Consider the following 636-nt stretch of genomic DNA (forward strand, 5'->3'; position numbering starts at 1 on the left):
CCGTCGAGGTGGACGTCGACAGCGAGTTCAGACCCGTCGACAGCGAGCTCACGCCAGCCGACAACGAGCTCACGCCGGCGGACAGCGAGCTCACGCCGCTCGACAGCGAGCTGATGCCCGTGGAGGTCGACGTCGACAGCGAATTCAGACCCGTCGACAGCGAGCTCACACCAGCCGACAGCGAGCTCACGCCGGCCGACAGCGAACTCACGCCGCTCGACAGCGAGCTGATGCCCGTCGAGGTCGACGTCGACAGCGAGTTCAGACCCGTCGACAGCGAGCTCACACCAGCCGACAGCGAGCTCACGCCAGCCGACAGCGAGCTGATGCCCGTGGAGGTGGACGTCGACAGCGAGTTCAGACCCGTCGACAGCGAGCTTACGCCAGCCGACAGCGAACTCACGCCTGCGGAGAGCGAGCTCACGCCGGCCGACAGCGAACTCACGCCCGTGGACAGCGAGCTCACGTTGGTGGACAGCGAGTCAATACCCGTGGACAGCGAGCTGATGCCCGTCGAGGTCGAGGTCGACAGCGAGTTCAGACCCGAAGACAGCGAGCTCACGCCGGCGGAGAGCGAACTCACACCTGCGGAGAGCGAGCTCACGCCGCTCGACAGCGAGCTGATGCCCGTGGAGG

Annotated in this window: 1 protein-coding gene; it reads left to right on the forward strand. The window is 66.8% G+C overall.

Translation table 11 applies throughout. The features are described from left to right. Positions 1-636: hypothetical protein (locus AWB80_RS45415; protein ID WP_208635780.1), on the forward strand; the 636-nt coding region annotated here is incomplete at both ends.

It is taken from the genome of Caballeronia pedi, assembly GCF_001544915.2.
Taxonomy (GTDB): Bacteria; Pseudomonadota; Gammaproteobacteria; order Burkholderiales; family Burkholderiaceae; genus Caballeronia; species Caballeronia pedi.